Here is a 23481-nt window from a genome sequence, read left to right as displayed (position 1 = left end):
TCTGCGCTGGGCTGCGGGACTGCCGGCATGGCGGCCATCGGGGCCTGGAAGAAGGCGTATCTCAAGGGTAAGAACGCGCTGTTTACGCTGCTCATCTTCGTGGGCGCGCCGATTGCGCAGACAATCTACGGCATGCTCCTGATGATGTACATCCTGAACAAGTCCCAGGCGGCCCCGGCCAACTGGGCTGCATACCTGGGTGTCGGCATCTTCGGTGGCATCGGCATGATGGCTTCTGCCTGGTACGTGGGCAAGTCCGCTGCGGACGCCTGCAACGCGCTGGGCGAAACCGGCAAGGGCCTGGTGAACTACCTGATGGTGCTTGGCGTCGGCGAAACCGTCGCACTGTTCGTCATGGTGTTCTCGATGATGCTGGTGAGTTAGTAGACGGTAGTCAGTAGGAAATAGACAGGAATGTCATCCTGAGCGAAACGCCGTGAGGCGTGGAGTCGAAGGATCTCCTAAACAACGAAAATAGCGGGGCAATGCCCCGTTATTTTTTTTATAATTGTATTGTGAATTAGGATTAGACTATGGTTCACGCGAGACTGTCTGCGACTATTATCTTGGTGAAAACATCTACAACTCCACAGGCGAACTAATCCAGCGGGATTTCGACATGTTCATGCCTGGAGCTAAGAAGACCATTTAACACATTTTTTGCCTAAAAACCACCTACAATTGTATAATGAAGAACAATAGAAACGTCATTGCGAATAGTAGTGTCATCCTGAGCTATACGAAACTAGACAACTTGTTGTCAAAGTTGAGTTATGCCCTTTGGGTAGGAACGAAGTGGAGTCTCTTTGACCACTTGGCAACTTGTTGCCTTAGTGGGCATGATCCCCGAATGGGGAGAAGGATCTCTACTTGTTTGTTGGGTTGTGCTATTATGATGTTCTGTATTACGGCCTGTGATGACAGTTCCAGCAGTGCCGACCCTGACCCGGTAGCGGAAGTTTCGAGCAGTAGCGTTGATGATGAAAATCTCTCCTCGAGTTCCGTTACGGACAAAGGAACATCTTCCGGTGGCAGTTCGAGGTCTTCTAGTTCTGTAAAGCCTGGAGATGATTCGCTGAAGAGTTCTAGTTCTAGCGGAAAAAAGAATAATTCCAGTAGTTCGGAAGAGGGGGTGGTTTCGTCATCTTCTAGTAATTCTGAAACTATATGTAATGATGGTGATTTGGATACACTTCGTTCTGGGTTGTATATTATATACAGAAAATGTGAAAATGGGACATGGGTAAAGGACCACTATGATGTTTTGGCTCCATCAAGTTCCTCCGACGCCCATTACGATATGACGGAACAATTCTATTGTAACGGCTATCCGGATTGTGAATATGCATCGGAAGATTATACGGATCCAAGAGATAAGCAGGTGTACAAAACGCTAACGTACGTTTTCCTTGATTCGAGTCATGTTTATCGTGTATTTGCCGAAAATTTAAACTATGGTAAACAGATAATGAAAGGTTCTCTAAATTTTGATGACGATGCTGTAGAAAAATATTGCTACAACGATGATGAATGGTATTGTGATAACGGTTTTGGAGGTCTTTATACATGGAGTGAGGCAATGGGACTTCCCAAGGCATGCGATTCGCTATTTGTGGATAGTAGCAGTGCTTGCAAGGATAGCTTTGTTCCGCCTGAGGGACATTCGGAAAAATTTGGTTTTTATGTTCAGCGTCAGGGAATTTGTCCTGAAGGCTGGCATGTAATGAATGGTCGAGAATGGTTGCGTTTAAATGATGTGTCCCATAGGGGTTTGAGCTCTCCGATTGTTTGGCATGGGTGGAATAGTAGCGGCTTTTCTGCGCTCCCTGTTGGTTATTTAAAGGATGGAGAGTACGTTAATTTTGGTGAATGGGCCATATTCTTTGAACCAGAAGAGTTTAATGTGACAGGCGCGAAAGGCCATTATATAACGGATCCGGCTCATCGTGAAGCGAATATCCGCAAGGATTATGCAGCGTCTGTCCGTTGTGTAGAAGACTACGAAGATCCTTTTTGGAAATAATCCCTTAAAATCACAAACATAACAATTAAAAAGAGTGTGCGCAGGGGTGCACACTTGGCAAACTTTTAACTTGGTAGGAGTGAACTGTTGCGTTTTTACAAGAGTGTAAAAATGTATTATCGTTTCCATTGTGTGGCCTAAAAAAGGGAGATTCACAATGGCAAATGTGAGATACACTCAGGAAAAGCGCATCCAGGTAGCGGAGTATGTCCTAGATGGAAGATATTCCGCCTCGGTCGCCTTGAAAGTTTTCGGGATAGGTGTCAATACTGTCTGTAGGTGGGTGAATAGGCTCTGCGAAAAGCGGGGCCATATTAAGTATTTATTCAAAATAAAACTTTTTTGCAATAGCCAAGGTGCCATGAGTTAGGCTTGCCTTTCCCGTAAAAAAAATATATATTGATGGTGGAGGCCCCTATGGAAATGACAACAGTGCAGCTTAAGGTTCCCGTGGCTATGGAACCGTATATTGCTACGAAGCCAGATGGCGAACTTGTCCAGTTGGCCTTGTTGTTGCATCCGTTCGTGAAGAACGAGACCATTTCGCATGGTCGTGCCGCAGAAATCCTCGGCATCACGAAGTGGCAACTTATCGAACTTTACGCCAAAGAGGGTTTTGCCTATTTCGACATGGATTGGAGCGAGGTGGAAGAGGATGTGGCGACTTATGAACGCCTGAAAGCCAAAGAGGCCGCACAGGTATGATTGTCGTCTCCGATACCACGCCGCTAATTTCCCTCCTAAAAATTCGACGCCTTGATTTGCTGGAAAGCCTCCATATGGCTCTTGATGCGAAAATAAATTATATTAATGATGTAAAAAGGGAAAAATATGGTGTTCGCCGAAAACATACTACGGATATTCCGTGAAAACAAGCTTCTTGCAAAGTATCGCTTGAAGGATGTCTTTGTATTCGGCTCGTCTGTCCGGACGGCGACTCCCAATGACATTGACCTGCTGGTTCGTGATTACCAGGACTACAATGACCTGTTGTCTTTGCGAAAGGAACTTTCTGAAAAGACTGGCAAGTCCGTGGATGTCGTCATAGAGAAATTTGCAAACCCCATTATTTTGTATCGAGCAAACAAGGAGTCCATCCGTGTCGAATGACCCAAAGAACGACCTTTTCCATTTATTGGGAATGCTCGAATCCCTCTTGAAAATTCAAAAATATACACAGGATATTCATTCCACCGAGGAACTTCTTGAAAAAGAAGATCAGATGGTTTTCAATGCGTGCTTGACATTGCTTGCAAACATCGGCGAATCCATCAATAAGCTCTCGGACACAGCCAAAGCGGGAATTGCAAGTGAAAACATTCAGGCAATTCGTGGAATGCGAAACAGGATTGTTCACGATTATGCGGGGCTTGACTCGTTTATCGTTTACAATACTATAAAAAACGATCTTGATCCGTTAAAAGAAACCTTTATTAAAATCATTCATGAAGGTCTAGTAAACAAGTCCTTTGACGAAGGTGAATTTGAAGCGGCGAAAAACGCCGGCTTTTACAAGTTCATTGATTTCAATTTATTTTAAAATTTTATCTCTAGAAATGAAAACGGCACCTCGCTTTGAGCGGGGTGCCTGTTTTAAATTTGTTTTTTTTGATTAATGCACGCCGTTGCCGTCGGCCACGTCGCAGGTCACCGGCTTCCCGTTCACCTCGAGAGCGAGAGCGTCGCAGAACACGGCGCCACCCTTCACGGAGAGCGCAATCTTCTCGAAGTCCTTCACCTTGAGTTCGCGCGGTTCGCTCGGGGCGACACCCTTGAAGAGGGCGCGGTCACCGGGCTTAGCGTCTTCGGGCACGGAGACGAGGCGGCAAGTGTGTGCTTCGTTGTCGAGGTCGCCCGCAAAGAGCATGCCCTGGCTCATGATGCCGCGCAGGGCGCTCGGCTTCAGGTTTGCGAACAGCAAAATCTTGCGGTCCTGGAGTTCTTCGGCCTTGTAGCTGTTCTTTAAGCCGCTGCAGATGGTGCGGAGTTCGCCTTCGCCAGCGTCCACCTTGAGCACGTAGAGGCTAGTTGCATCCGGATGGTCGGCCACTTCCTTGATTTGGGCCACGCGCATGTCCATGGCGGCGGGCACGTCAGCAGCCATCAGGGGCTTGTTCTGCTTGGGTTTCTGCGGCGGTTCCTGCTTCTTGACTTCTTCTTCAATACGCGGGAAGAGCGGCTTGCCTTCGCCGAACGCTTCGCCACCCTTGAGGATACCCCAGGCGAGGTCATCGGCGCTCTGGAAGTTACAACCGAGCATGGCGAGGCCTTCTTCGGCCTTGGTCGGAATCACCGGCCACAAGAGGCAGAGCGAAAGGCGCACCGCTTCGGCGGAAACGTAGAGTACGGTCGCGAGTTCGTCCTTCTTGGTTTCGTCCTTGGCGAGCTTCCACGGGGCCTTGACTTCAAGGTAGCGGTTGATGCTGCGCACGAGCTGCATGATGGTTTCGATAGACTGGGAGAGGCGGGCCTGCGGCAGGCCTTCCTTGATTTCGGCAATCACCTTGTTCGCAAGGTCGATGACTTCATTTTCGGCATCGCCGATGGAGGTTGCGGCGGGGAGCTTGCCTTCGAAGTTCGTGATGACCAGGCGGTGCACGCGGTTCAGTACGTTACCGAGGTCGTTGGCGAGGTCGCTGTTGATGCGGCGCACGAAGGCGTCGTGCGTGAAGTTCGCGTCCTGGCCCACCACCATTTCGCGGGCGAGGAAGTAGCGGAACGCATCGATGCCGTATTTTTCCATGTAGTCCATCGGGTTCACCACGTTGCCTGCGGACTTGCTCATCTTTTCGCCGCCGTTCACGAGCCACCAGCCGTGGGCGAGGATGTGCTGCGGGAGCGGAATGTCGAGGGCCATGAGCATGGTCGGCCAGTACACACTATGCGTGGTGAGGATGTCCTTGCCGATGAGGTGGTAGGTGGCAGGCCAGATCGGCGTGCCGTCGGCATAAGTCTTGTGGAAGGCGGTGGAGGCGCTCACGTAGTTGAGCAGGGCGTCGAACCACACGTAGGTCACGTAGTCGGTGTCGAACGGCAGCGGAATGCCCCAGCTGAGGCGTGCCTTCGGGCGGCTGATGCACAGGTCGTTCAGCGGCTGGCGCAGGAATCCGCGGATTTCGTTCCAACGGTAGTCCGGCACGATCCAGTCCTTGTGGCTTTCCAAGAAGTCAATCAGCTTCTGCTGGTAAGAACCCATCTTGAAGAAATAGTTCTTTTCTTTGAGCCATTCCACCGGACGGTGGCTAATGGGGTCGCACTTGTTTTCGTCCAGTTCGTCTTCGCTGAAGAAGCGTTCTTCGCCGACGGAGTACCAACCTTCGTATTCCTTCGAGTAAATTTCACCCTTGTCCCAGAGCTTCTGCAGGCATTCCTGCACAAAAGCCTTGTGTTCGGGCATCGTGGTGCGGATAAAGAAGTCGTTACCGATACCCATCTTCTTCCACAGGTCTTCGAAACGGTGGTAGTATTCATCCACGTGTTCCTGCGGGGTCACGCCGCGCTTTTCGGCGGCGCGCTGCACCTTCTGGCCGTGTTCGTCGGTACCGGTCAAGAAGAACGTCTGGTAGCCCAGGATCTTGTGGAAACGGGTGAGGATGTCCGCGAGGACGGTGGTGTAGGAGTGCCCGATATGCGGGGCGTCGTTAACGTAATAAATCGGCGTTGTAACGTAAAAATTTTTCATGGCTCCAAATGTAGAAATTTTTTGTTATATTTGCCACCGAATTTGCCTGGATAGTTCAGTTGGATAGAACGGGTCCCTCCTAAGGATCAGACTCGCGTTCGAATCGCGATCCGGGTATTTTGCTGGTAGTTTCGGCTGCCAGCTCTTTTTTTATGTCATCCCCGCGTAGGCGGGGATCCCCTTTTCAAGCTGAAATTTTTATTTTTCTAGTGTGAAGAAACTTTATATTGCTTTTATTGTTGTTTTTGCCGTTTTGTTGCTACTGCCGTTTTCGGTGCAGACGGTGGCGGACTTGCGCGGCGAAAAGCGCTTTGTAAGCCTCGATATTTTCAAAGATATTGTTTATACCCCTTTTGCGCGCGAATCCAAGATGGCGGAATCGACGGCCAAGTTGAACGAAGCATGGTTTGCGGCGCGTGAATCGATTGCCGGTGGTGCCGAAGTGGGCGAATCACTTGAAGGCGTGGTCAGTGCTCTTTCGGACTTGGAAGCGGTTGCGCTTACGGTGAACAGCTATGCCGAACTGGATACGGCCGAGGCGGACTACAAGTTGCTGAAACATGCGGATACCTTGGTGGCTGCTCTGGAAGACGAACCTGAAACCTTCAAAGCGGTAGATTCAACGCTGAAGGCGGTGGTGGCCGAATTTGGGCAATTCTCGCTTTGGCGTGCGCTTTGTGGCATTAAGCATTATGGCGTGTGGACGAGCCGCTACCTGCGTGCGTTCGAAAACAAGGTCGAAGACGAAAACGCGCTCGTGCTTGCATTCCGCCCCAAGTACCAGCTTGCGGTGTGGAATATCTTCAATGATCCGGGCGAAAAGGTGGTGCTCGGTTCCGGGGCGGGCCGTTGGCTTTTCTATCGTCAAGATGTCGAATTCCTGGTGCAGCCATCTCCGCTGGATGTGCGTAGCGCAAAACTCGATAACCCGATTCAGGCGATTCTCAAGTTCCGCGAACAGCTCAAGGCGAAGGGCGTTGAACTCCTGGTGGTAATTACTCCGGGTAAGCCGAGTATTTATCCGGAACGTTTGACCGGCGTCGATGGCTTGAAGCTTGCTGGACATGGCAAGGCGATTCTGGATTCCCTGACAAAACTCGGGCTGAATACGGTGGACCTGTATACGCCACTCCTTGCCGCAAAGGCCGATGACGCTAACTTGGGTGCGCTTTATCTGGATGACGATACACACTGGACTCCCAGGGGTGCGGAACTTGCCGCGGGAGAAATAGCGAAAAAGGTAAACGCGATGGTCGATGCGGGTATGATCGATATCGGGGAACCATCCATGAATTATGTTGTGTCCGATTCTTTGGCGGACCGCATGGGTGACATTGGCGAAATGAGCGGCCTTAACAAGTTTAACGTGTTCAAGGCGCAACAGGTGACAGGCCATGTGATTTACCAGCAAGAAATTTCGGAACGCACGGAAGAAGCTCCGGCAGATTCGCTTTCGGATTCTACGGTGGTGCGCGATACGGTCAAGACGCCTTTCAAAGACGACTTCCGCAAGTCGAAGATTTTGATTCTCGGCGACAGTTTCAGCCGAATTTACCAGACTGATGCTCCTGTGAATGCGGGTTGGATTGCGCATTTTGCAAAGAATATCAGCCGGCCGGTAGCCTCTATCGTGAGCGATGGCGGCGCATCAACCTTGGTACGCGAAAAGCTTGCCCGTAAGGCCGGCGTGCTTAAAGGCAAGAAATTGTTAATTTGGGAATTTGTGGAACGCGACCTTCGCTTTGGCGCCGAAGGCTGGAAGGACGTAATTTTTTAGAACTTAGAGCTTAGATCTTAGAACTTGGATGCTGAATTTTCTAAGTTCTATCAGCTAAGTTCTACCAACTGCGCTGGAGGCGCAAAAATATGGCAAGGCATGGAACACCCACTCCGGGGCAGGCGATTTTAGAAGGGATTGAATGGCTCAAGATGGACAAGGCGGAATTCGCCCGTCGCATCGGCGTCTCGATGGAAACTCTCGAGGGCTTAATTGCGGGAAATGTTGAAATTACTCGCGAACTCGCCGAAGCGCTTGAATCCGTGACCGGTAGCCCCGCTGCCTACTGGCGCATGCTCGCTAGTAAGGCAAAGAGAGCGTGAGTGTCATCCTGAGCGGAGTGCAACGGAGCCGAAGGATTTGTTATGAATATTATAGATGCTGTAAATTGCATGTGCGACCTCGCGAAGGGCGAGGCGGAACAGTTTGATGTAATTGCCTCGAATTCCCATTCCGAGGGCTTGTCTGTTTTTCAGGGCCAAGTGCAGAATACCGAAATTTCGGATTCCGTAGGGCTTGGCATTCGCGTGATTAAGGATGGCCGTCCGGGTTACGCCCATACGGAACGCTTGACGAAGGAAGCGATTGCGCAGACCATCAAGGATGCCGTTTGCCATACGCAGTGGACCGAGAAGGTCAACTTTGAATTGCCTGCACCGGCAAAGATTCCGGAAGGGAATCCCAATTACAATCCAGGACTGGAATCGCTCACTCTGGCAGAACTCAAGGATTTTTGCATCGAACTTGAAAAAGAAACGTTTGCACGTTCTGCCGACATCAAGAATATTCCGTACTTGGGAGCCGACTTGAACAGAGACTTTTCGATTGTCGCAAACCACAAGGGTCTTTTCTATACCGATAAGGGCAACTCCGTCTCGGTGGGTGCAGGCGCTGTCGCTGTGCGTGATGGTATCAGCAAGCTAGGTAACTTTGTCAAAAGCGAGCGCGACTGGAGCAAGTTCACCGTCGCCGAAATTGCAGACAGGGCCGCAAACTATGCAACCGAGCTTTTCGGCGCCAAGAAAATTGAAGGCGGCAAGATTCCGGTAGTGTTCTCGGAACGCATTTCTGGCCGATTCATGAGCATGTATGCTTCTCCGTTCATTGCAGAGTCCATGCAAAAAGGAACTTCTCGTCTTGCTGGTAAAGAGGGGCTGAAAATTGCCTCTGAAAAGCTTTCTCTATGGTGCGATCCAACAGGCGAAGCCTTTAGCACCAAGATGTATTTTGATTCCGAAGGCTGTTTGACTCGACGAGTCGAAGTCATTAAGGACGGTATCTTTAACGAAGCGCTCTACAACCTGGAAACCGCCGCGAAGGCTGGACGAACCACAACGGGTAATGGCGCCCGCGATTTCGGCTCCAAGATGTCTACCGCATTCTGGAATATGCTTGTTCCGGCGGGCGAGTCCTCGACTGCGGACCTGTTGAAACTGTTCCCTAAGTGCCTTTTGGTGGTGCGCCTCGAAGGCGGCTCCGGCTGTAGCTCGGTGAGCGGCGAACTCAGCATCGGTGCGCATGGTTTTTGGTGCGAAAACGGTGTGATTCAGCATCCGGTCGATGGCGTGACCTTGTCGGGCAACTATTTCGACATCATCCAGAATGTGGTCGGTGTCGGCAACGAATACTACAATCCGTTCGCCGGCGTAAAGGTACCTGCGCTCGCCATCAGTGAGCTTGCGGTAAGCTGTTAAAAAAGTCCCCATACGGGGACCCTTTTTTAATAACAGACTTCCTACTGTCTACTTCCTACTTCCTACTGTCTACTTCCTACTTCCTACTTCCTACTTCCTACTTCCTACTTCCTACTGTCTACTTCCTACTTCCTACTGCTTTCTTCTGCCTGTAAATCAGTACAATTAGCCAGATTAAACCGGTCAGGAACATGACGCTGCAAAGCGTTTGTCCGCGGCTCATGCCGAACAGGTCCACACGACCGAGGTGCGCATCGGGTCTGCGGAAGAATTCGATGAAGAATCTAAAGAAGCCGTAGCCCATCAGGTATAGGCAAGGCATCTTGTCGCGCAAGAGCGGAATTCGTCTTAAGTTGTACAAGATTGCGAACAAGATAATTCCTTCGAACAGCATTTCGTAAAGCTGGCTCGGGTGGTGTAGAATTGGGTTTTCGATAGGGCTGTCGTGGGCGAGCGGGAACCACATGCCAATGCCGCTCGTGGTGACTTCGCCAAAAAGTTCGCCGTTAATGAAGTTGCCCCAGCGTCCCCAAGTGTAGGCGAGCGGAGCAAGCATGAAGCAAAGGTTCAGGCCTTCCCAGACCTTCATCTTGTTGCGCTTCAGGCCAATGTAGGTGAATATCGTTCCGAGAATCATGCCGCCGTGGTAGCTCATGCCTGAGATTCCGGCAAAGTGGTAGCCAAGAGCATCGTGAGTCATGGGCAGTATGATTTCGGTCGGGTTTGCAAGGTAGTAGCCCGGTTTGTAGAAGAACACGTAACCCAGTCGCGCACCGATGATGATGCCCGCGATAATCCAGGTGAACAGGCTGTCGAACTGGTCCTTGGTGTAGCCCAGCTTTTCTTTCTTGTTCACGTGCATCAGCGTCAGGTAGCCTGTCACGAAGGCGAAAATGTACATGATGCCGTACCAGCGCACCGGGAAACTCCCGAGTGTAAAGGCCGTTCCGTCAAAATAAGAAGGGATTAGATTCCACCATGTCGGTTCCATTTTACTTTCCTTTCTTGGGTAAATATTGGTGAGCCCAATAGTTAAACAGCATTCCGGCGACCTGGGTTGCCGGCTGCGAGCGCATACCTTGTAAATCGTGCACCTGCATAATCACAAGCACTACCGCCTTGTTCGGGTCTGCCTTGGATTGTGCAAAACCCATGAACCATTCGTAGCGGCCGTACGGGTCGTGCCCGTCGAGCGAGCCCGTCTTTCCGCCGATGTTTAAAGCTTCGTAGTTCTTACGGGCCATGTGCCTGGTCGAAATGTTTTTACGTGCGGTACCGTGCGTGACAGTACGAATCATCGCTTCGCGCAGGCCATAATAGGTGTTGTCGCTGAACTTGCCTACATCAAGCGCGATGCGGCTCTTGGGGGCGTAACCGTCCAGGTTTGCGGCCCACGGAATTTCGAGCGGCTTTTTCATGAGAATGGCGCGGACCTGTGCTGCCGCAAGGAGCGGTGTCAAGGTGGTGGCTTCCGTAAAGCCGCTGCTGACTTCGGCGAGACCGTAACCGGTGTCGGGCGGAGCGTAGTTGGAGCGCGGGGGGAGCGCTCCCGGGAAGTTCGTGTTGTAGCCAAGTTTCTTGGCGGCGCTGCGCAGGCGTTCGGCACCCACGTTCATGCCCACAATGCCCATGGGCGGGTTTGCGGACCTGGCGTAAGCGTCTTGCAGTTCAATAAACGGACCCTTGTAGCCTTCCTTGACGCGCAACTGATTCTTGTAAAGGTGGATGCTAGAACCAATCATCGGAATTTGCGACGTGAGCGAGTAGCGGTTTGATTCCATGGCCGCCGAAATGGTGACTGTCTTTGCAAGCGATGCTGCGGGGAAGGTGTTCTTGATAAAGTAGTCGGGCTTTTCTTGCACGTGGTCGTTGCGGCGTTCGCCCCAGGCAATGATTTCGTTACTCTGGGGATCTACCATCAGTATCACCGCGTGTTCGGGGCGGAATCGGCGCAGCAGGTTGTCAATCTTTTCGGCCAGGAAAACGTCTTTCTGAGCCTTGATGTGTGTGCTGTCGATAACGTCTGCTTCGGCGGGGTTCTCGGGAACAACTGCAGCGGCAACGGTTGCCTGCATGTTCACCAGGTCTTCTGAATCGGCCTTGGGGAAAATCCCCGTTTCGTTAAGCTGTTCGGTCTGCAGGGGAGCGGCGTTGGCGGCAGTAGAATCTACCGTTTCTGCATACTCGTCCTCTTCAGCGGGTTTCGGGGGGGCTTTCTCGCCAAAAATGCAAGTGCCCAACAGGGCGCAAAGTCCCATAAAAACGGAAAAAACGATAATTCGGTTGCGGATCCTGACTGCGTAGGGGAGTCTTTTTTTCGGAAGGTAATTATTATAGTCCATCTTAAAGTTTAAACTTTACTTGAAAATCGTCTTGCGGTAGTATTCGAGTTCGGCAATGCTTTCGCGGATATCGTCCAGGGCCTGGTGTTTTTCCATCTTCTGGAATTCCGGTAAGTCCGGGTACCAGCGGAAGGTCAGTTCCTTGATGGAACTCACGTCGATGTTCCTGTAGTTCAGCCAGCCGGTCAAAAGCGGCATGTACTTGTACAGAAAACGCCTGTCTTGCGTAATAGAATTCCCGCAGAGCACGTTTCCGCGTTCGGTGGTGAAGGGCTTGATAAAGTCGAGGGTCATCTTGTCGGCGTCGGCCATGCTGAGCGTCGACTTGCGGCAGCGTTCCACGAGTCCGCTTTGGGTGTGGTGACGCTTATTCCAGTCGTCCATGCCTTCAAAAACGTTTTCGGTTTGGTGGATCGCCAAGACGGGCCCTTCGGCCAAAATATTCAAGTTCGGGTCGGTGACGATTGTCGCGATTTCGAGAATGACGTCCCTCTCCGGCTCGAGACCCGACATTTCAAGGTCCATCCAGACGAGGTTTGGTGCACTTTTAATTCTTGCCATAACGCGGACAATTTAAAAAAAAATGAAGAGCAAAATTGTACAGCCGGATTGTTATGAATGCAAATCCGCCTAGCGGCATTGTTTTTTTTATTTTTTGAATATGGAGCCTCTGTACAAATTGTTGCGAATGGCTGTTTCGCCCAAGTGTGATCCACAGATATTTGATTGTAAATTAAATGAATCTGAATGGGAAGCGGTTCATCTGGATAGCTTGCGTCATTTGGTGGCTGCGGTTGTCTACCGTGCCGTTTGCAATTTACCAAAAGAAAAGCGCCCTCCGATAGGATTGATGTTCCAGTGGGCGAGTGAGTCGGAGACAGTCAAGGGACATAATGAGCTTCTGAACGCCGAAGCCGCGAGGTATACGGAACTGTTTGCTGCGAAAGGGCGCAAGACGGCTGTCTTGAAGGGGGCTGCAAACGCAAGGCTTTACCCGGACCCGTTTATGCGGCATGCGGGCGATATTGACTTGTGGGTGGAAGGCGGACGAAAAAGCGTTGTCGCCCTTGTGAAAGAGATGGGTTTCGAACTTGACAAAACTGGTGAAAACGCTCCGCACCATGTCCATTTGCTCAATACGGGCAAAGTTGCTGTTGAAGTTCATTTCAAGCCGTCTTCTGGCGTCTTGAGTCCGTTTGCGAATGCGCGCCTGCAGCGTTATCTGGAACGCGAAATTTTGAATACGGAGCGGGTGCCCGAAGGTTTTTGGTCTCCGTCTATCAAGTTTGCCCTTGTTATGCAATTGGCGCATCTTCAAAGGCATTTTTTCAATGAGGGGGTCGGACTTAAGCAGTTTGTCGACTACTTTATCTTGTTGCAGCATTCGACAGACGCAGAACGTCGCGAAGTCGCTTCAAAATTAGGGAGCTTTGGCCTTAAACGCTTGGGCGGTGCCTTTATGTGGGCTTTGCATGAGGTTTTTGGCCTGGAAAGAGACAAGATGCTTGTGGCGCCCGATGAAAAAATGGGCAAAAAGGTGCTTGCGGAAGTCTACGATAGCGGAAATTTCGGGCTTAACCGTGTAAATGCCAAAGATTTGCATGGAATGAATTTTGTCCGTCGCTGGTTTACAAACCGTTGGAAATCGATTCGACTGATGCCCTTTTCTCCGTCCGAGGTTTTTTGGCACGAAATAGAGTATTGGAGAAGCTTTGTTAAATCGATTCCCCTTAGAATCAGACACCGACGCGTTTCTATTTGGGATTTGTACCATTAGTACTTTTTTTGTACTGAAAAGTTGGCATCTGTGATAAAAATGTAAACATATTGTATTAAATATCTAAAAATTTAAGACAAAATGCTCCCAAGTTACTTTGCTTTTTTCTATATTTGGGCGCACTATGGAAGAAGTTGTAATTACAGGTATGGGGTGTGTTTCCGCCCTCGGCAATACGCCGGAACTCCTTTGGAACAACCTGCTGGAAGGTAAATCCGGACTCGCAACGATCGATCGCTTCGACGTGACCAACTATCCGATCAAGATAGCTGCCGCCGTCAAGGAATTCGATGGTTCTGAATTTATTTCCCCGCGCGATTCGTCCCGTCTGTCCAGGTGCATCCAGTACGCTGTGTATGCTTCTTTCCAGGCACTCAAGAACGCCGGTATTTCTCCCGAAAACGAAGATCCGACCCGCTCTGGCGTGATTATCGGTTCCGGTATCGGCGGTATGCAGATTTATAGCGACTCCGTCGTTTCGCTTTCGAACCGTGGCCCGAGCCGCGTGTCCCCGTTCTTCATTCCGATGTCTATCGTGAACATGCCCGCTGGCGAAGTTTCCAACCGCACTGGCTGGATGGGCCCCTGCTACGCAGTGGTTTCCGCTTGCGCCACCTCTAACCATTCTATCGCCGCCGCCTACGACCAGATTCGCTTGGGCCGCGCCGATATCATGCTCGCCGGTGGTACCGACGAAACCGTGAACAATGTCGCTCTCGCTGGCTTTACCTCTATGAAGGCTTTGAGCAAGCGCAACGACGATCCGACGACGGCCTCTCGTCCGTTCGACAAGGACCGCGACGGTTTCGTAATCGGCGAAGGTTCCGGCATTCTCGTGCTCGAAAGCCTTACGCACGCTAAGAAGCGTGGTGCCAACATTCTCGCCCGCGTGGCCGGCATCGGCATGAGCGCCGACGCTCACCACATGTCCGCCCCGCGTGAAGACGGCGAAGGCGTGCGCCTCGCTATCGAAATGGCTCTCCGCGAAGCCGGTATTTCCCCGAAGGATGTGGGCTACGTGAACACCCACGGTACTTCGACTCCGCTCGGCGACGTTGCTGAATGCTCCGCACTCGAAAAGGTCTTTGCCGGCGCCACCGACAGCCTCAAGGTGAACTCTTCCAAGTGCATGATCGGCCACGCTCTCGGCGCCGCCGGTGCTCTCGAAGCCATCATCACCGTGAAGTCCTTGCAGAATCAGATGATTCACGCGACCACGAACGTGTTCAATCAGGACGAACGCATCCACCTCGATGTGTGCGCCAACAAGAACACCAGCCACTCGTTCAACTACGCCATGTCCGACAGCTTCGGCTTCGGTGGCCAGAACAGCGTGCTGCTCCTCGGCCGCAACTAATTCAATGTGAAGTGTGAAATGTGTAATGACTAATTAAAAATTATTCATTTCTCATCACACACTACACATTACACATTTACAAAAGCCTTCTGGAGTTCATTCTCCAGGGCTTTTTATTTAGTAGACAGTAGGAAGTAGACTGTAGACTGTAAAAATTTGTTAGCTATTTCTTCCTACTTCTAACTTCCTACTTCCTACTTCTAACGTCCTACTTTTCTATAATTGTCTCCGTGAAAATTTTTCGTTCCATATCGATTGCTTTGGTGTCGCTCCTGTTTGCAAGCGTTTCCTTGCAGGCCGCCCCTTACGATCCGCCGACCTGGCGCGATTCTACATGGGATTACCGCAGCGAAGACCCCGGTGATACGACCGAACTTTCGGTCGCCAAGGGCGTGGGCGTGGCCTCGACGGTGCTGATTGCCTACGGTGCCGCTTACTGGCTGGTGTTTCAGAAAGGCTGGTGGGACGAACAGGGGAGTGATTTCCATTTCGAAAATGATTTTGACTACGCCTTGAACCTGGATAAGTTCGGCCATTTCGCTTCGGGCGTCATGATGGGCGAGTCCTTTTACGAAGGCTACCGCTGGGCGGGTATTTCCGAGTTCAAGTCTTACTTGTTCGCAGGCCTTTCGGCAATGGCGACCCATATTGCAATCGACGTAAAAGACGGTTTTTCGCCGGAGTGGGGCTTCAGCATTTTTGACGTGCTTTCGGGAACCCTCGGTGGCTTTCTGCCGATGGCGGAGCGCTACGTTCCCGTGTTCAAGTACGTAGATCTCAAGTGGAGTTACTGGATCAATTCCAAGGCGTATTACAGACAAAGTGATACGGGCGTGTTTACGGATGATTACTGCAATCAGACCTTCTGGGCTTCGTTCAAGGTTTATCGCTTGTTGCCGAAGGCCGCCCGTGCGTATTACCCGAGTTGGCTTGCCCTGGCGGCGGGCCTCAGCATCGACGAGGGTGTGTTTACGGACGATCCGCACCCGCATCGTGAAGTCTATATCGCGCTCGATTACGACCTGGAAGCTTTCCGCCCGCAGAGCCGTATGGCGCGCACCATCGTGAAGTACCTGAATTACTTCAAGCTGCCGGCCCCGACCGTGCAAGTTTATCCCGAATTCCACTGGTACTTGCTGTATCCGATTAAGTTCTAGTAGCTATTTTTCTATATTTGCTCCGTATGTTTACGGGAATTATTCAATCTACCGGTGAAATCGTTTCTATCGAAAGTAGGGGCGATGCGCTTACTATGCGCCTTAAGTCACCAGGCTTTTTTAAAAATTGTAAGTTGGGCGACAGTGTCGCGAACGACGGTGTTTGTCTTTCCATAGAATCTTGCACCGATGACGAAGCCACTTTTTGCCTGATGCACCAGACGGTGGAAAACACGGGCTTCAAGCAGGCCGCTGTCGGCAAGTTGGTGAATTTGGAGCTTCCGTGTCGTGCAGACAGCTTTATGGGCGGTCACTTTGTGATGGGCCATGTGGACTGCATTACCGAAGTCATCAAGGTGACTCCGCGTGAAACGGGTGTGGAAGTGGATTTGAAACTTCCGGCAGACCTGCGTCGCTACGTGATTCGCCGCGGTTCGATTTCGCTCAACGGAATCAGCCTGACGGTCGCTGAAAAATTCGAAGATTCCATTCGCGTGTGCATTATCCCTGAAACCTTGGCCCGCACGAACCTGCGCAACTGGGTTCCGGGAACCATCGTGAATGTGGAAGTCGACATGCTCGGCAAGTATATTGAAAATTATCTGAAGGAACGAGACCTTGCTTAATACGATTGAAGAGGCCATCGAAGATTTTAAGAACGGCAAGTTTTTGATCGTGGTCGATGACGAAGACCGCGAAAACGAAGGCGACTTTGTGATCGCCGCCGAAAAGATTACACCCGAAAAGGTGAACTTCATGCTCCACGAAGGTCGTGGCGTGCTTTGCGCACCGCTCCCGATCAAGCGCTGCCATGAATTGAACCTCACGCGGCAGACCGCCGAGAACACCTCGATTCTCGGGACTCCGTTTACCATCATGGTCGATAAAATTGAAGGCTGCACCACGGGTGTATCCGCTCACGACCGTGCGGCAACGATTCTCGCCCTTTCGGACCCGAATTCCAAGCCCAGCGACTTTGGGCGGCCGGGGCATATTTCGCCCCTGTACGCCCAGGAAGAGGGCGTACTCCGTCGCGCAGGCCATACCGAAGCCGCAGTCGATCTCGCAAAGCTTGCTGGACTAAGACCTGCAGCCGCCCTTATCGAAATCATGAACGAAGACGGCACCATGGCTCGCATGCCGCAGCTTCAGGAAGTGGCGAAGAAGTTTAACCTCAAGATTATCTCGATCCACGACCTGATCGACTACCGCCTGAAAAACGAAAAGCTCGTGCAGCGCGTAGCCGCTCCGCATGTGTCGACCAAGTACGGCGACTTTACCGCCTACGCTTACCGTAGCAAGACTGACGGCGTGGAACATGTGGCTTGGGTTGCCGGAAACCCCGACTTCAGCAAGCCGGTTTACGTGCGCGTGCATAGCGAATGCTTGACGGGCGATATCTTTGGTAGCTTGCGTTGCGATTGCGGCGAACAGCTGGCCGCCGCCATGAAGTTCATCGGCGAGCACGGCGGCGTGTTCCTTTACATGCGCGGCCAGGAAGGCCGTGGAATCGGTCTTTGCAACAAGCTCCGCGCCTACGAACTGCAAGAAAAGGGCATGGACACGGTCGAAGCGAACCTGCACCTTGGGTTCAAGTCGGACCTGCGTCAGTACGGTACGGGCGCCCAGATTTTGGCAGACCTCGGCGTCAAGGAAATGCGTCTCTTGACGAATAACCCGAGCAAGATTTCGGGCATTACGGCTTACGGCCTTAAGATCGTGGAACGCGTGCCGATCGAAATTAAGCCGAACAAGGAAAACTTGTTCTACCTGCTCACGAAGCAGAAGAAGATGGGACACCAGCTGCATGTCGATGAAGCTGCCGGTGCTGCAGGCATTGCGTCCGAAGAAAATTTGAAAGAGGAAAAATAAATGGTGAACGAAATCAAGAATTCCCTGAATGGAACGGGCCTCAAGGTGGCAATCGCCGTTGCCCGCTTTAACGAGGTCGTGACGGACAAGCTCCTGGAAGGGGCTGTGCGTCAACTTGAACTGCTTGGTGTAGTAGACAAGGATATCACCGTCGTGCATGTGCCGGGTGCATTCGAGCTTCCGGGCGTGTGCCGTCGCCTCGCTGACAGCGGCAAGTACAGTGCCGTGATGGCGCTGGGTGCCGTGATTCGCGGCGAAACCAGCCACTACGACGTGGTGGTGAACGCTTCTACCGGCGGTATCGCAAACATCGCTGCCGAAGGCAAGCTCCCCGTGATTCTTGGAATCCTCACCACCGATACCGTGGACCAGGCTATGAACCGTGCAGGCCTCAAGGCCGGCAACCTCGGCTCCAGCTGGGCATCTACCGCCGTCGAAATGGCAAACCTTTACAAGGATATCTAGAAACGAACTTTTGATAATGTGTAATGTGGAATGTGTAATGACAAATGCCTAATTACTCACTTCACATTTCACACTTCACATTTCACATCTGAATCTTGATTATGAAAATATCTTACAGACCCGCCCGAGTTTTTGCCATGCAGCTCTTGTATGCCATGGAAATTACGGGCCAGACCGCAGGGGAGGCTCTTCCGGGAGTGCTTGAATCCCAGCCCCTTCATGCTGAACAGAAAAAGTATGGAATGAAGTTGGTGGACCTGGTGCAGGCCCATCGCGAAGAACTCGACGAAAACATCAAGGCCGCGGCCGCCCACTGGGAACTGGACCGCATGGCAAGCCTTGACCGCATTGTGCTCCGCATTGCGATGGTCGAACTTTCTTACATCCCCGAAATCCCGATGAAGGTCGCTATTTCTGAAGCGGTGCAGATTGCCGCCAAGTACAGCACCGACAATTCGGATTCCTTTGTCAATGGCCTTTTGACCGGCTTTATGCGTAACCGTGGCATGGTTGTCACCGAACCCAAGGAAAAGTAAAATGCTCAAGGAAAAATGGATGAAACATATCTTCGCAGGCATTGCGGCATTTGTGGCACTGATCGTGTATGTGCTGACAATGGCTCCTACGGTAAGCTTCTGGGATTGCGGCGAATTTGTCGCTTGCGCCAATACGCTTGGCATTCCGCATCCTCCTGGAACGCCCTTCTTTGTGTTCCTTGCCCGCGCAGTCATCGTGCTGCTCCCGTTCGTGGGTGAAATTGCAAAGCGCGTGAACTACATCTCGGTGGTGAGTTCTGCGGCGACAGTCTATGTGACGGCTCTCTTTGCCTGGGAACTGTTGGCGACGGTCCTTAAGACCGATGCCCTTGCCGAAAAGATTACCGGTAAGGTCCGTACGGCCGTGCTTGCGACTTCCGCACTCGTGGCGGGATTCTTGCTCACGTTCTCGGACACATTCTGGTTCAATGCTGTCGAAGCCGAAGTCTACGGCCTCGCCATGTTTATCTTGATGCTCGTTTCTTACCTCGGCCTCGTTTGGTACAACAAGCGTAACGAAGAATACAGCGACCGCATCCTGATTTTCATTTGCTACATCGCCTTCCTCGGCGTGGGCGCTCACCTTTACACCATGCTTACGGTTCCTGCCGTGTTTGCGCTCTTGCTCGTGGCCGAACCCAAGAAGATTGTAGAACGCATTCCTATCTGGATTACGGGTACGCTCCTTTGCTCCGTGATTTACATGGTGTCTGCCTTTATTGAAATCTCTTTCATCTGCTTGATTGCTCTTTCGATTCTTTGCCTTGCAAAGCCTATCAAGAACAAGGGTGTGCAGCGCAGCATGCGTCTGTCCTTGGCATTTGCTTTCTTTGCCCTGATTGGTTACAGCACGCACCTCTACATTCCGATCCGTTCGGAATTGAACCCGATTATCGACGAAAACGATCCTGAAATCAACATCCGCGATGAACAAGGCAACCTCCAGCTGGGTAACCTGTTCAAGGATGAAAACTGGGTCGCCTTCAATAACTTCATTGAACGTAAGCAGTACGGCTCCGAAAGCATGATTAGTCGTGCCTTCTATCGTCGTTCTCGCATTAGCCACCAGTTCCTCTCCTTCCCGCACATGGGTTACGGTGGATACCAGATGGCTCAGTACCTGCCGTATAAGGTGGGCGATGTGAACTACGCCAACGGCGTCTATACCTTCGATGCTGCCGACAACCAGCCGGTGGAACGTTTCGGTATCAAGTTCCCCACACAGATGAGCTTCATGGGCGATGCAACGCTCCCGCAGTTCATGATGTTCTTGCTCTTTAACGGCCTTTTGGTGATGGTTTGCGTGTTTGTCTGGAAGCGCAACCGCAACGTGGGCGTGTTCGTTTCTGTACTTTATGCTCTCTGCTCTCTCGGCCTGTTGTTCTACATCAACTTTGCCGACGGCACTCGCATGGAACAGCGCGATCATGACTACTGGGTGTCTGTGATGAGCCGCAATGTTCAAGACCTGAACAGCCGCGGTATGGGTATTTCGGCTCTGCCGGACCCGAACGAACTCATCGATATGCGCCAGAATATCGAACATGCCAAGATCCGCCTGGAAACGCTCAAGGCCCGTGGTGCAAACGAAGCTCGTCTTGCCGATATCCAGCGTGAAATCGATGGCTATACCAATTCCGCTGTTTGGCAGAACTGGCAGAAGATTGAAAGCGGCTTTGCCCAGGTGGGTAGCCGTGCTCCGTTCCCCGATGCCGTGCACCTGGAAGTGCGTGAACGTGACTACTTCTATACTCCGGCATTCATTGTCATGAGCATGATTTACGGTATCGGTGCCGGTATCCTGGTGTTCCTGGTTGCAACGTCTAGCTTTGCTGCCTTTGCCAACCCGGTGGCTGCAGCCTTGGTTGCTGTGTCCTTCCTGGTACCTTGCATTTCGAACTACAAGGAACATGACCGTTCTGGCCTTTGGGTTCCTTGGGATTATGCTTTCAACCTGTTGAATAGCTGCCGCCCGAACGCTATCCTTTTCACCAATGGTGATAACGATACCTTCCCGCTGTGGTTTGCTCAGGAAGTGGCCGGTGTGCGTAAGGACGTTCGCGTGGTGAACCTCTCGCTCGGTAATACCGATTGGTACATTAAGCAGATGCTCGACAACGAACCGATCCTCAAGCTTAGCTACGACAAGGCTGCCATTGACCGCGACATGGTGCTGGACAACAGCTCTGCCTCTAACCCGAACCATCAGGTTTCTACTTGGGTCAAGAACGCACAGCGCCTGATGCCGCAGCTCAAGAATCGCATTGACGCCATGGAAGGTCAGGAACTTTCTCCGGCCGATTCTGCAAAGCTATTGCAGTTCAAGGTGCATTACCAGGTGTGGGACGCCTTTACCGAATGGGCAGCCCGTACCCGTAGTGGCATGATGCTCACGCAGCACAAGTTGGTGATTGACCTTGCTCTCCAGAATATGGACAAGCCTATTGAAATTTCGACGACCGTCGGTACTTCCAACTTCATGGGTCTCGAAAAGTACATGGTACAAGAAGGCATGGTATACAATTTCGTGAAGGGTGATTTGACTCCGAAACGCAATTCCTTCGATGCTAAGTATACGGCTGACCTCATTGATTCCGTGTTCAAGTTCCGTGGCCTCGGCGACGGTACGGCCTACATCAACGGAGAAACCGAACGCCTGCTCTCTGGCTACGTGTCGCTCTACCTGCAGATTTCTTTCGATGCTCGCGACAAGATTTCTACGCTCCGCAACACGCATCCGTTTACGGCCGAAAGAATGTCCCAGGTGGACAGCATCGCCGCTTCTGCCGGTAAGTACCTCGAGATGGGCATGAAGCAGTTCCCGAGCGAATGGCGTAACTATTGGGCTGCCGCATTCGTTTACGAAGCCGCTGGCCAGAAGGCCAAGGCCCAGGATGTGGTAAACCGCGGTCTTGAAAATGTCCCGGCTTACGAAGAAGGTGGCCGAGCACGCTTGATGATGGCTGCCCGCCAGATTGAACAGATGTCCGACGAACCTTTGAAGGTTGAAGAACCCGTGCCGGCCGCTCCGGCCGATTCTCTCCAAAAAGATTCTGCTAACGAACCTGCTGTAGTAGCTGCCAAGTAAATTTTTGCGATAAGAAGAGAGGATACGAATGGATTTGAGTCTTGTTATTCCAGTCAAGGAAGAAAGCGAGAACCTTCCGGAGCTTTTTAAGGAAATTGTTGCTGCCATCGAGCCGACTGGCTTTACCTATGAAGTCATTTTGATCGATGACGGAAGCCGTGACAATACCTGGGAAGTGGTGGAGTCTTTATCCAAGGAGTATTCCTTTATTCGTGCATTCCGTTTCCAGTTCAATTGCGGAAAGGCAGCTGGGCTTGCTTTCGGATTTTCCAAGGCCCGCGGCAAGTACGTGGCGACTTTGGATGGCGACTTGCAAGACGATCCGCTTGAAATCCCGAAGATGATTAAGATTCTGGAAGACGGCTACGACTTGGTTTCTGGTTGGAAGATCCGTCGCCTGGATCCCTGGCATAAGACTTGGCCGTCCAAGCTATTCAACTTGACGGTTTCGATCGTGTGTGGCCAGCGTCTGCATGACTTCAATTGCGGTATCAAGGCTTACCGCAGTTCCGTGGTGCGGTTTATTCACCTGTACGGCGACTATCACCGCTTTATTCCCGTGATGGCCAAGTGGCAGGGCTTCCGCATTACCGAAATGCCGGTCGCACACCGCGCCCGCATTCATGGCGTGTCTAAGTACGGCGTGTCTCGCTTGGTGTCGGGGTTCCTGGATCTGGTGTCCCTGATGTTCATGCGCAGCTTTGCTTCGAAGCCGCTCCATTTCTTTGGACTTCTGGGCCTCATCTTTATGCTCGTCGGTTTCGGTATTTCGGGCTATTTCGGCTACGAATGGTTCCAGACTGGTGCACTCCACGTGCGTCCGCTCCTTTTGGCAGGCGGATTCTCGCTCGTGATGGGCGTGCAGTTCATTTCTCTTGGACTTTTGGGCGAAATGATGAACGGAAGCAAAAAACAGAGCTATCCGGTGGCCGAATCAATTCACGAAATTGTAGATTTAAGTTAGGAGAAGTTGGTTTATGGCGTACCCTAAAAGTCTTGTGATTGTTCCGACTTATAATGAGAAAGAAAATATTATGCTCATTATGTCGGCTATTCTTGAACAGAATGAATGTCTTGAAATCTTGGTGGTCGACGACGGCAGTCCCGATGGAACGGGCGACATGGTCGAAGAAGAAACCAAGAAGAATCCGCGTGTACACTTGATTCGTCGCAAGGGCAAAATGGGTCTTGGCTCGGCCTATGTGACCGGTTTTAAGTGGGCTCTCGAGCGAGACTACGAACGCGTGTTTGAAATGGATGCTGACTTTAGCCATGCGCCGACGGACTTGAATCGTTTTTTGGAAACGGCCGAAGATGCCGACCTCGTACTCGGCAGCCGCTACCAGAATCACCGCATTAGCGTGGTCAACTGGGACTTGCGTCGCTTGATTCTCAGCTACGGTGCAAATGTTTACACCCGCATCGTGACAGGACTTCCGATTAGCGATGCCACGGGCGGCTTCAAGTGCTTCCGTCGCGAAGCTTTGCAGGCGTTGAATCTCGACAAGATGAAGAGTGATGGTTATTGTTTTCAGATCGAGACAACTTTCAAGATTTGGAAGAAGGGGCTCCGTGTCAAGGAAATCCCGATTATCTTTACGGACCGTACCCGCGGTACTTCCAAGATGAGCGGCGGCATTATTTCCGAAGCGTTCTTCCTGGTTCTTAAACTCCGCCTAGGACTTGCGTGATGAATTTGGAATTTTTTTAT

Annotated in this window: 23 protein-coding genes, 1 tRNA gene and 1 pseudogene; 21 read left to right on the top strand and 4 right to left on the bottom strand. The window is 51.5% G+C overall.

The window, feature by feature from the left end; translation table 11 throughout:
- From BUC02_RS10190 to BUC02_RS10165, 7 genes and pseudogenes are all read left to right on the top strand, one after another.
- On the top strand, nucleotides 1-384 hold a 384-nt coding region (locus tag BUC02_RS10190), incomplete at its 5' end, for a V-type ATP synthase subunit K (RefSeq protein WP_073322246.1).
- A gap of 508 nt (nucleotides 385-892) precedes the next feature.
- Nucleotides 893-2023, top strand: coding sequence for an FISUMP domain-containing protein (locus tag BUC02_RS15705; protein ID WP_217653079.1), 1131 nt, complete (start codon nucleotides 893-895; stop codon nucleotides 2021-2023).
- A gap of 157 nt (nucleotides 2024-2180) precedes the next feature.
- Nucleotides 2181-2393: a helix-turn-helix domain-containing protein gene (locus BUC02_RS16745; RefSeq protein WP_073322216.1), complete on the top strand. Its 213-nt coding sequence runs from the start codon at nucleotides 2181-2183 to the stop codon at nucleotides 2391-2393.
- 47 nt (nucleotides 2394-2440) lie between these two features.
- Nucleotides 2441-2728 (top strand): UPF0175 family protein, encoded by a 288-nt coding sequence (locus tag BUC02_RS10175; protein WP_073192209.1) that lies wholly within the window; start codon nucleotides 2441-2443, stop codon nucleotides 2726-2728.
- A pseudogene (locus tag BUC02_RS16740) lies at nucleotides 2725-2799 on the top strand (DUF3368 domain-containing protein); the annotation flags it as partial. The gene BUC02_RS10175 and the pseudogene BUC02_RS16740, both read left to right, overlap by 4 nt.
- Nucleotides 2800-2854: 55 nt before the next feature.
- Complete coding sequence (locus tag BUC02_RS10170) at nucleotides 2855-3133, top strand: nucleotidyltransferase family protein (RefSeq protein ID WP_073322213.1); 279 nt, start codon at nucleotides 2855-2857, stop codon at nucleotides 3131-3133.
- Nucleotides 3134-3164: 31 nt separating this feature from the next.
- Nucleotides 3165-3563 carry a HepT-like ribonuclease domain-containing protein gene (locus tag BUC02_RS10165; RefSeq protein WP_073322210.1) on the top strand — a complete coding sequence of 133 codons (399 nt, stop codon included), beginning with the start codon at nucleotides 3165-3167 and terminating at the stop codon, nucleotides 3561-3563.
- 72 nt (nucleotides 3564-3635) lie between these two features.
- Here BUC02_RS10165 and metG read toward each other — a convergent pair whose 3' ends face one another.
- On the bottom strand, nucleotides 3636-5705 hold the full coding sequence (gene metG / locus BUC02_RS10160; protein WP_073322207.1) for a methionine--tRNA ligase: 2070 nt from the start codon (nucleotides 5703-5705) through the stop codon (nucleotides 3636-3638).
- A gap of 44 nt (nucleotides 5706-5749) precedes the next feature.
- On the opposite strand from metG, the gene BUC02_RS10155 reads away from it, so the two are divergent.
- The 4 genes from BUC02_RS10155 (at nucleotide 5750) to BUC02_RS10140 (ending at nucleotide 9176) form a co-directional block, all read left to right on the top strand.
- A tRNA-Arg gene (locus BUC02_RS10155) sits at nucleotides 5750-5822 on the top strand.
- A gap of 94 nt (nucleotides 5823-5916) precedes the next feature.
- Nucleotides 5917-7482, top strand: a complete 1566-nt coding sequence (locus BUC02_RS10150) for an alginate O-acetyltransferase AlgX-related protein (RefSeq protein ID WP_073322204.1) — start codon at nucleotides 5917-5919, stop codon at nucleotides 7480-7482.
- Between the two features lie 89 nt (nucleotides 7483-7571).
- Complete coding sequence (locus tag BUC02_RS10145) at nucleotides 7572-7805, top strand: helix-turn-helix transcriptional regulator (protein WP_073322202.1); 234 nt, start codon at nucleotides 7572-7574, stop codon at nucleotides 7803-7805.
- Nucleotides 7806-7847: 42 nt separating this feature from the next.
- On the top strand, nucleotides 7848-9176 hold the full coding sequence (locus tag BUC02_RS10140; protein ID WP_073322199.1) for a TldD/PmbA family protein: 1329 nt from the start codon (nucleotides 7848-7850) through the stop codon (nucleotides 9174-9176).
- A 118-nt stretch (nucleotides 9177-9294) separates the two neighbouring features.
- On the opposite strand, the gene lgt is transcribed toward BUC02_RS10140, so the two are convergent.
- The 3 genes from lgt to orn form a co-directional block, all read right to left on the bottom strand.
- A complete protein-coding gene (lgt, locus tag BUC02_RS10135) occupies nucleotides 9295-10167 on the bottom strand; it encodes a prolipoprotein diacylglyceryl transferase (protein ID WP_073322196.1) in 873 nt (290 codons plus the stop codon).
- A 1-nt stretch (nucleotide 10168) separates the two neighbouring features.
- Nucleotides 10169-11434, bottom strand: coding sequence for a penicillin-binding transpeptidase domain-containing protein (locus BUC02_RS10130; protein WP_254794189.1), 1266 nt, complete (start codon nucleotides 11432-11434; stop codon nucleotides 10169-10171).
- Nucleotides 11435-11533: 99 nt separating this feature from the next.
- Nucleotides 11534-12070, bottom strand: a complete 537-nt coding sequence (gene orn / locus BUC02_RS10125; RefSeq protein ID WP_073322244.1) for an oligoribonuclease — start codon at nucleotides 12068-12070, stop codon at nucleotides 11534-11536.
- 109 nt (nucleotides 12071-12179) lie between these two features.
- Here orn and BUC02_RS10120 point away from each other — a divergent pair, with 109 nt between their 5' ends.
- The 10 genes from BUC02_RS10120 (at nucleotide 12180) to BUC02_RS10075 (ending at nucleotide 23461) form a co-directional block, all read left to right on the top strand.
- Nucleotides 12180-13295 carry a nucleotidyltransferase domain-containing protein gene (locus BUC02_RS10120; RefSeq protein WP_073322243.1) on the top strand — a complete coding sequence of 372 codons (1116 nt, stop codon included), beginning with the start codon at nucleotides 12180-12182 and terminating at the stop codon, nucleotides 13293-13295.
- A gap of 124 nt (nucleotides 13296-13419) precedes the next feature.
- Nucleotides 13420-14652: a beta-ketoacyl-ACP synthase II gene (gene fabF / locus BUC02_RS10115; RefSeq protein ID WP_073322241.1), complete on the top strand. Its 1233-nt coding sequence runs from the start codon at nucleotides 13420-13422 to the stop codon at nucleotides 14650-14652.
- Between the two features lie 230 nt (nucleotides 14653-14882).
- Nucleotides 14883-15809 carry a YfiM family protein gene (locus BUC02_RS10110; protein WP_254794188.1) on the top strand — a complete coding sequence of 309 codons (927 nt, stop codon included), beginning with the start codon at nucleotides 14883-14885 and terminating at the stop codon, nucleotides 15807-15809.
- A 26-nt stretch (nucleotides 15810-15835) separates the two neighbouring features.
- Nucleotides 15836-16435 carry a riboflavin synthase gene (locus tag BUC02_RS10105; protein WP_072799199.1) on the top strand — a complete coding sequence of 200 codons (600 nt, stop codon included), beginning with the start codon at nucleotides 15836-15838 and terminating at the stop codon, nucleotides 16433-16435.
- Complete coding sequence (locus tag BUC02_RS10100) at nucleotides 16428-17681, top strand: bifunctional 3,4-dihydroxy-2-butanone-4-phosphate synthase/GTP cyclohydrolase II (RefSeq protein ID WP_073322188.1); 1254 nt, start codon at nucleotides 16428-16430, stop codon at nucleotides 17679-17681. The genes BUC02_RS10105 and BUC02_RS10100 overlap by 8 nt, the downstream gene beginning before the upstream one ends.
- A gap of 3 nt (nucleotides 17682-17684) precedes the next feature.
- Nucleotides 17685-18146, top strand: coding sequence for a 6,7-dimethyl-8-ribityllumazine synthase (gene ribH / locus BUC02_RS10095; RefSeq protein ID WP_073322239.1), 462 nt, complete (start codon nucleotides 17685-17687; stop codon nucleotides 18144-18146).
- A gap of 101 nt (nucleotides 18147-18247) precedes the next feature.
- On the top strand, nucleotides 18248-18682 hold the full coding sequence (gene nusB, locus BUC02_RS10090; RefSeq protein ID WP_254794187.1) for a transcription antitermination factor NusB: 435 nt from the start codon (nucleotides 18248-18250) through the stop codon (nucleotides 18680-18682).
- A gap of 19 nt (nucleotides 18683-18701) precedes the next feature.
- Nucleotides 18702-21770, top strand: coding sequence for a glycosyltransferase family 117 protein (locus BUC02_RS10085; protein WP_254794186.1), 3069 nt, complete (start codon nucleotides 18702-18704; stop codon nucleotides 21768-21770).
- A gap of 28 nt (nucleotides 21771-21798) precedes the next feature.
- Nucleotides 21799-22734, top strand: coding sequence for a glycosyltransferase family 2 protein (locus BUC02_RS10080; RefSeq protein WP_073322182.1), 936 nt, complete (start codon nucleotides 21799-21801; stop codon nucleotides 22732-22734).
- Between the two features lie 13 nt (nucleotides 22735-22747).
- Nucleotides 22748-23461, top strand: a complete 714-nt coding sequence (locus BUC02_RS10075) for a polyprenol monophosphomannose synthase (RefSeq protein WP_072799187.1) — start codon at nucleotides 22748-22750, stop codon at nucleotides 23459-23461.
- Nucleotides 23462-23481 lie beyond the last annotated feature (20 nt).

The organism is Fibrobacter sp. UWOV1 (genome assembly GCF_900142495.1).
Lineage (GTDB): Bacteria > Fibrobacterota > Fibrobacteria > Fibrobacterales > Fibrobacteraceae > Fibrobacter.
Note: the sequence above shows the minus strand (reverse complement) of the source record. Positions and strands in the feature narration are given on the sequence as shown.

What these genes read in the sequence shown, in the direction of transcription:
- BUC02_RS10075 (WP_072799187.1), top strand. Translation starts at nt 22,748, where the DNA reads ATGGCGTACCCTAAAAGTCTTGTGATTGTTCCGACTTATAATGAGAAA.
- nusB (WP_254794187.1), top strand. Translation starts at nt 18,248, where the DNA reads ATGAAAATATCTTACAGACCCGCCCGAGTTTTTGCCATGCAGCTCTTG.
- BUC02_RS10080 (WP_073322182.1), top strand. Translation starts at nt 21,799, where the DNA reads ATGGATTTGAGTCTTGTTATTCCAGTCAAGGAAGAAAGCGAGAACCTT.
- lgt (WP_073322196.1), bottom strand. Translation starts at nt 10,167, where the DNA reads ATGGAACCGACATGGTGGAATCTAATCCCTTCTTATTTTGACGGAACG.
- fabF (WP_073322241.1), top strand. Translation starts at nt 13,420, where the DNA reads ATGGAAGAAGTTGTAATTACAGGTATGGGGTGTGTTTCCGCCCTCGGC.
- metG (WP_073322207.1), bottom strand. Translation starts at nt 5,705, where the DNA reads ATGAAAAATTTTTACGTTACAACGCCGATTTATTACGTTAACGACGCC.
- BUC02_RS10145 (WP_073322202.1), top strand. Translation starts at nt 7,572, where the DNA reads ATGGCAAGGCATGGAACACCCACTCCGGGGCAGGCGATTTTAGAAGGG.
- BUC02_RS10130 (WP_254794189.1), bottom strand. Translation starts at nt 11,434, where the DNA reads ATGGGACTTTGCGCCCTGTTGGGCACTTGCATTTTTGGCGAGAAAGCC.
- BUC02_RS16745 (WP_073322216.1), top strand. Translation starts at nt 2,181, where the DNA reads ATGGCAAATGTGAGATACACTCAGGAAAAGCGCATCCAGGTAGCGGAG.
- BUC02_RS15705 (WP_217653079.1), top strand. Translation starts at nt 893, where the DNA reads ATGATGTTCTGTATTACGGCCTGTGATGACAGTTCCAGCAGTGCCGAC.
- BUC02_RS10175 (WP_073192209.1), top strand. Translation starts at nt 2,441, where the DNA reads ATGGAAATGACAACAGTGCAGCTTAAGGTTCCCGTGGCTATGGAACCG.
- BUC02_RS10120 (WP_073322243.1), top strand. Translation starts at nt 12,180, where the DNA reads ATGGAGCCTCTGTACAAATTGTTGCGAATGGCTGTTTCGCCCAAGTGT.
- BUC02_RS10085 (WP_254794186.1), top strand. Translation starts at nt 18,702, where the DNA reads ATGAAACATATCTTCGCAGGCATTGCGGCATTTGTGGCACTGATCGTG.
- BUC02_RS10170 (WP_073322213.1), top strand. Translation starts at nt 2,855, where the DNA reads ATGGTGTTCGCCGAAAACATACTACGGATATTCCGTGAAAACAAGCTT.
- BUC02_RS10105 (WP_072799199.1), top strand. Translation starts at nt 15,836, where the DNA reads ATGTTTACGGGAATTATTCAATCTACCGGTGAAATCGTTTCTATCGAA.
- BUC02_RS10140 (WP_073322199.1), top strand. Translation starts at nt 7,848, where the DNA reads ATGAATATTATAGATGCTGTAAATTGCATGTGCGACCTCGCGAAGGGC.
- BUC02_RS10165 (WP_073322210.1), top strand. Translation starts at nt 3,165, where the DNA reads ATGCTCGAATCCCTCTTGAAAATTCAAAAATATACACAGGATATTCAT.